We start from the raw sequence: 6,255 nt of genomic DNA, 5'->3' as shown, positions 1-6,255 counted from the left end.
GGTTCCGCCCCCACCGCCCGCACCCCCGCCCCCCCCCCGCGCGGACCACGGGCCGCGGGGCGGCGACCCTCACGTGCGCCGGTCACTGCTGCGTATGGCGCACGCACTCGACGACGACCTCGCGCAGGCTGTCCGTCCGCTCCAGCAGCTCGCGCTGGATCCGGGCGCCGTTGCCGTCCCGCAGCAGCCGCTCGCACGACGACCGCGCCCGGTCCAGGTCGCCGGTGGCCGCGAGCGCGTCGCCCACATGTTCCAGCAGCGCCTCCACCACCGTCCCGGCCGGCTCCGGCCGCATCGTCGCGGGGTGCACCAGGTCCCCGGTGAGCCCCGCACGGGCGGCCCGCCAGGAGGCCAGCCTGAGCAGGCTGACGCCGGGATCGGCCGGTTCCCGCCCCGCCCGCCACTCGTTCGCCGCCGTCTCCACCAGGGCGCGGCACAGGGTCGCGATCAGCACGGCCGTCTCCGCGTGCAGGCAGACGTCCGCGACCCGGACCTCCACCGTCGGGTAGCGCTCGGACAGGCGGGCGTCGAAGTACACCATCGCCTCGTCCAGGAGGGTCCCGGTGGCCACCATGCCGGCCACCCGCCGGTGGTAGTTCTCGGCGGACCCGAACAGCTCGGTGGGCCCGGCCGACGGCCAGCGCTGCCACACCCGGCTGCGGTAGCTGCTGTAGCTGGTGTCCTTGCCCTGCCAGAACGGCGAGTTCGCGCTGATCGCGGACAGGACCGGCAGCCACGGCCGGATCCGGTCCACCACCGCGACGCCCTCCTCGTCGGACTCGACGGAGACGTGGACGTGGCAGCCGCAGACCAGCTGCTCCTGCGGGACGATGCCGTACTGCTCCTCCATCCACCGGTAACGCTCGGTCGTGCCGATGGCGGGGCTCACCGGCAGCGGGGAGGTGGCGAGTGCGGCCACCGTGCACCCGATGTCCCCGGCGTGCCGGGCCGCCTCCCGCCGGCAGCGGGCGATCTCCGCGCCGAGGGCGCCCATGTCCGACTGGGGATGGGTGGCGAACTCCAGCATCTGCTCGTGGAGTTCCTTCTCGAACACGTCCTGGTCGGCGTCGTCCTGCTCGACCCGGGCGAGCACCGCCGCGGACCGCGCACGCGGCTCGCCGGTGTCCGGGTCGACCAGCAGGAGTTCCTCCTCCACTCCGACGGTGCGCACGTCATGCGGCCTTTCCACGAGCTGTCCACGACGCCGGGGGGTCCCGGCGTACGTCCTCGACTGCCCGCGAAAGCCGCTCGGACACCTGCCGTCCTCGCGCGGCCGCCCAGGTCAGGCGGGCCGCAGCCAGACCGTCGCCAGCGGCGGCAGGGTCAGCCGGACGCTGGCCGGGCGGCCGTGCGCGCCCTCGGCCTCCGCCTTGACCGGGTCCGGGTGGACGACGTCGCTGCCGCCGTAGCGCGCGGCGTCGGTGTTGAGGACCTCCCGCCAGGCCGGCGCGGACTCGGGCACGCCGACGCGGTAGTCGTGCCGGACGACCGGCGAGAAGTTGCTCACCGCCAGCAGCACGTCGCCCCCGGCGTCGAACCGCAGGAACGCGAAGACGTTGTCGTCGGCCGAGTCGCACGCCACCCACTGGAAGCCGGACGGGTCGGTGTCCCGCTGCCACAGCGCCGGGGTCCGCACGTAGTGGCCGTTGAGATCGCGCACCAGGTCCTGCACGCCCCGGTGATCGCCCGCGGCGCAGTGACCCGGGTCGAGCAGCCACCACTCGGGCCCGTGCTCCTCGGACCACTCGCCGCCCTGTGCGAACTCCTGCCCCATGAACAGCAGTTGCTTGCCCGGGTGGGCCCACATGAAGCCCAGGTAGGCGCGGTGGTTCGCGCGCCGCTGCCACCAGTCGCCGGGCATCTTGGATACCAGCGCCTGCTTGCCGTGCACCACCTCGTCGTGCGAGATCGGCAGCACGTAGTTCTCGCTGTACGCGTACACCATCGCGAACGTCATGTCGTGGTGGTGGTACTTGCGGTGCACCGGCTCCTTGCTCATGTACTGGAGCGAGTCGTGCATCCAGCCCATGTTCCACTTCAGCCCGAAGCCCAGCCCGCCGGCGTCGGTCGGCCGGGTCACGCCGCCCCAGGCGGTGGACTCCTCGGCGATGGTCACCACACCGGGGACCCGCCGGTAGACGGTGGCGTTCATCTCCTGGAGGAACGCCATCGCCGCGAGGTCCTCCCGGCCGCCGTACTGGTTCGGCGTCCACTGGCCCGGCTCGCGCGAGTAGTCGAGGTACAGCATCGAGGCGACGGCGTCCACGCGCAGCCCGTCGATGTGGAACTCCTCGCACCAGTAGACGGCGTTGGCGACGAGGAAGTTGCGCACCTCGGTCCGCCCGTAGTCGAACTCGTAGGTGCCCCAGTCCGGATGCTCGGCCCGCTGCGCGTTCCCGGGTTCGTACAGCGGGTCCCCGTCGAAGCGGGCCAGCGCCCAGTCGTCCTTCGGGAAGTGCGCCGGCACCCAGTCCATGATCACGCCGATGCCCGCGCGGTGCAGGGAGTCGACCAGGTACCGGAAGTCGTCCGGGCTGCCGAGCCGCGCGGTCGGGGCGTAGTACGACGTCACCTGGTAACCCCACGACCCGCTGAACGGGTGCCCGGCGACCGGCATCAGCTCGACGTGGGTGAAGCCGAGTTCCTTGACGTACTCGGGGAGCTGCTCGGCGAGCTGACGGTACGTCAGTCCCGGCCGCCAGGAGGGCAGGTGGACCTCGTACACGGAGAACGGCGCCTCGTGCACGGGGGTGTCGGCGCGGTGGGCCAGCCACTCCTGGTCGCCCCACTCGTAGTGCGACGCCGTCACCACCGACGCGGTCGCGGGCGGCGCCTCCGCCTCCCGGGCCATCGGGTCGGCCTTCAGGAACCGGTGGCCGTACTGGGAGGTGATCTCGAACTTGTACCGGGCGCCCTCGCCGATCCCCGGCAGGAACAGCTCCCACACCCCGGACGCGCCCAGCGACCGCATCGGGAACGCGGTGCCGTCCCAGCAGCAGAAGTCCCCGGCGACCCGCACCCCGCGGGCGTTCGGCGCCCACACCGTGAACCGGGTGCCGGCGACGCCCTGGTGGGTCATCGGCTCCGCGCCGAGCGCCCGCCACAGCTGCTCGTGCCGGCCCTCCCGGATCAGATGCAGGTCCAGCTCGCCGAGCGCGGGCAGGAAGCGGTAGGGATCGTGGACCTCGTGCTCGGCGTCCTCGTACGCCACGAGCAGCGTGTACGCCGGGATCTCGTCCGTCGGCAGCACCCCGCTGAACAGGCCGTCGCCCTCGGAGACGAGGGCGAAGCGCTCGCCGCCGGCCAGCACCGTCACCGCGCGGGCGAAGGGGCGCAGCGCCCGGACGGCGACGCCGTCGGGCACCGGGTGCGCCCCCAGCAGGGCGTGCGGGTCGTGGTGGGAGCCGGACAGCAGCCGGCCGCGGTCGGCGGGGTCCAGGGGAGGGGCGCAGCCGCCGGACCGGTGGGCGGGCGGGCGCGGGCCGGAGGCCTCGGGGAGTGAGATGTCGCGCAGGGCCACGGTGTCAGTCTCCTCTCACGGCGAGTCGTTCGATCGCCGCCATCGGTACGGGGAGCCAGTCCGGGCGGTGCCTGGCCTCGTAGAGCACTTCGTAGACGGCCCGGTCGGTCTCGTAGGCGCGCAGCAGTCCGTGCTTCTTGCGCGGATCCCAGCCGGCCCGCGCGGCGTAGCCGGCGCAGTAGGCCTCCCGGCAGCGGCGTGCCCACTGGGGCCGCCACGGGCGGCGCTGCCGGGCCGCGTAGTCGAAGGAGCGCAGCATGCCCGCGATGTCCCGGACCGGGGACTGCGCGGTGCGCCGCTCGCTCAGCGGGCGGGAGGGCTCGCCCTCGAAGTCGATGACGAACCACTCGCGGCCCGCCCGCAGCACCTGGCCCAGGTGCAGGTCGCCGTGGATGCGCTGGGCGGGCGGGCCGGGGTCGCAGGTGAGCAGTGCGCTGAACGCGGTCCGCAGCCCCGGCACGAACGGCCGCAGCCCGGGCACGCTGTGCGCGGCGGCGTCCAGCCGCTCGGCCATCGCGGAGGCCGTGCGGCCGTTCTCGCAGCGCCCGCCGGCCGGGAAGGCGGCGGCCAGGGCCAGGTGCACCTCGGCCGTGGCCCGGCCCAGCTCATGGGCCTCGGCGGTGAAGTCGTCACCGGTGGCGAGCGCGCGCAGGGCCAGCGTCCAGCCGTCGGAGGCGTCGCGCAGGAACGGCTGGAGCACACCGAGAGTGGCCTTGTACGGCCGGGTGGTGCGGAACCAGGCCACGGGCGCGGGCACCCGGGCGCAGCCCTGCCCGGCCAGCGCGCCCGGCACCTCCAGGTCCGGGTTGACGCCGGGCTGCACCCGTCGGAAGACCTTCAGGATGAACTCGTCGCCGTACACCAGTGAGGAGTTCGACTGCTCGGCGTCGAGCACCCGCGGCGTGAGCCCGGCGGGCACCGGCGCGGCCGGGTCGCACTCGAAGCGCAGGGGGCCGGCCGTGCCCGGGTGGCGCAGCCGCTCCAGGAGCAGATGCGCCGAGCGCGGGTCCAGGAGCGCGTCGTAGACCGTCATGCCGGCCAGCGGCCCCTCCTGGGGGCGGCCGATCAGGGCCCGGCCCAGGCGGGGTGACGGGTGTTCCCGCACGCCCAGCAGCAGCTGGTAGCAGTCGCCCGGCGGGGTGGCGCCGCCCGGCGCGGGCACCCCGGCGTGCGGGACGCCCATGTGGCCGGCGTGCACCAGCAGGTGCAGACAGCCCGGGAACAGCTCCGTCAGCGACAGCAGCCGCAGGTCGGTGACGGGCCGGTCCTTCCCGGCGAACCAGCGCCGGCCGGGCAGCCACTCGCGCAGCAGCCCGTCCAGCGAGGCCATGGGATGGGTGAGCCCCGTACCGCTCGGGCGGAGAGGTGCGGTCTTCGTCATGGTGACGCCTCCTTTCGTCGGCGCACGCTCACGATCGTCGGCCGATGCGAGATGCGACTCGGACGAGCCGGAACCAGTAGAAGCCGTGGCCCCCGAGGGTCAGCAGATAGGGCAGTTCGCCGATGGCCGGGAAGCGCACCCCGCCGAACAGCTCCACGGGATGGCGCCCGGCGAACTCGCGCAGGTCGAGCTCGGTCGGCTGGGCGAAGCGGGCGAAGTTGCTGACGCACAGGACGAGGTCGTCCTCGTACTCCCGCAGGAAGGCGAGCACCGCGGGATTGGAGGACTGCAGCTCGGTGTACGAGCCCAGCCCGAAGGCGGGGTTCTGTTTGCGGATCTCGATCATCCGGCGGGTCCAGTGCAGCAGCGAGGAGGGCGACGCCATGGACGCCTCGACGTTGGTGACCTGGTAGCCGTAGACCGGGTCCATGATCGTCGGCAGTGTGAGCCGGCCCGGGTCGCAGGTGGAGAAGCCCGCGTTGCGGTCCGGGGTCCACTGCATGGGCGTGCGGACGGCGTCGCGGTCGCCGAGCCAGATGTTGTCGCCCATGCCGATCTCGTCGCCGTAGTAGAGGATCGGCGAGCCCGGCAGGGACAGCAGCAGCGCGGTGAACAGCTCGATCGTGTGACGGTCGTTGTCGAGGAGCGGGGCGAGGCGGCGGCGGATGCCGATGTTGGCGCGCATCCGCGGGTCCTTGGCGTACTCGGCCCACATGTAGTCGCGCTCTTCGTCGGTGACCATCTCCAGGGTCAGCTCGTCGTGGTTGCGCAGGAAGATGCCCCACTGGCAGCCCGACGGGATCGCCGGCGTCTTGGCCAGGATCTCGGAGACGGGATAGCGCGACTCGCGGCGCACGGCCATGAAGATGCGGGGCATGACCGGGAAGTGGAAGGCCATGTGGCACTCGTCGCCGCCCGCGGCGTAGTCGCCGAAGTAGTCGACGACGTCCTCCGGCCACTGGTTGGCCTCGGCCAGGAGCACCGTGTCCGGGTACAGCGCGTCGATCTCGCGGCGGACCCGCTTGAGGAACTCATGGGTGGCGGGGAGGTTCTCGCAGTTGGTCCCCTCCTCCGCGTAGAGGTAGGGCACGGCGTCCAGGCGGTAGCCGTCGATGCCCAGATCCAGCCAGAAGCGCAGGGCGGCCAGGATCTCCTCCTGCACGGCCGGGTTCTCGTAGTTGAGGTCCGGCTGGTGGGAGAAGAAGCGGTGGAAGAAGTACTGGCCCCGCACCGGGTCGTACGTCCAGTTCGAGGACTCGGTGTCGACGAAGATGATGCGGGCGTCCTGGTACTGCTTGTCGTCGTCGGCCCACATGTAGTAGTCGCCGTAGGGGCCGTCCGGGTTGTTGCGGGA

Annotated in this window: 4 protein-coding genes; all 4 read right to left on the bottom strand. The window is 72.7% G+C overall.

The annotated features are described in order from the left end of the window. Window positions 1-82: 82 nt before the first annotated feature. Window positions 83-1,171, bottom strand: a complete 1,089-nt coding sequence (locus ABZY13_RS33275; RefSeq protein WP_356637521.1) for a glutamate--cysteine ligase — start codon at window positions 1,169-1,171, stop codon at window positions 83-85. A gap of 111 nt (window positions 1,172-1,282) precedes the next feature. After that, window positions 1,283-3,520 (bottom strand): 1,4-alpha-glucan branching enzyme, encoded by a 2,238-nt coding sequence (gene glgB / locus ABZY13_RS33270; RefSeq protein WP_356637519.1) that lies wholly within the window; start codon window positions 3,518-3,520, stop codon window positions 1,283-1,285. Window positions 3,521-3,524: 4 nt separating this feature from the next. Beyond that, on the bottom strand, window positions 3,525-4,901 hold the full coding sequence (locus tag ABZY13_RS33265) for a maltokinase (RefSeq protein WP_356637517.1): 1,377 nt from the start codon (window positions 4,899-4,901) through the stop codon (window positions 3,525-3,527). Window positions 4,902-4,929: 28 nt separating this feature from the next. Continuing rightward, window positions 4,930-6,255: maltose alpha-D-glucosyltransferase (gene treS, locus ABZY13_RS33260; protein WP_356637515.1), on the bottom strand; the 1,326-nt coding region annotated here is incomplete at its 5' end.

The organism is Streptomyces sp. NPDC006610 (assembly GCF_040611575.1).
GTDB lineage: Bacteria > Actinomycetota > Actinomycetes > Streptomycetales > Streptomycetaceae > Streptomyces.
The sequence above is the reverse complement of the archived record's forward strand: the minus strand, read 5'-3'. Positions and strand labels throughout refer to the sequence as shown.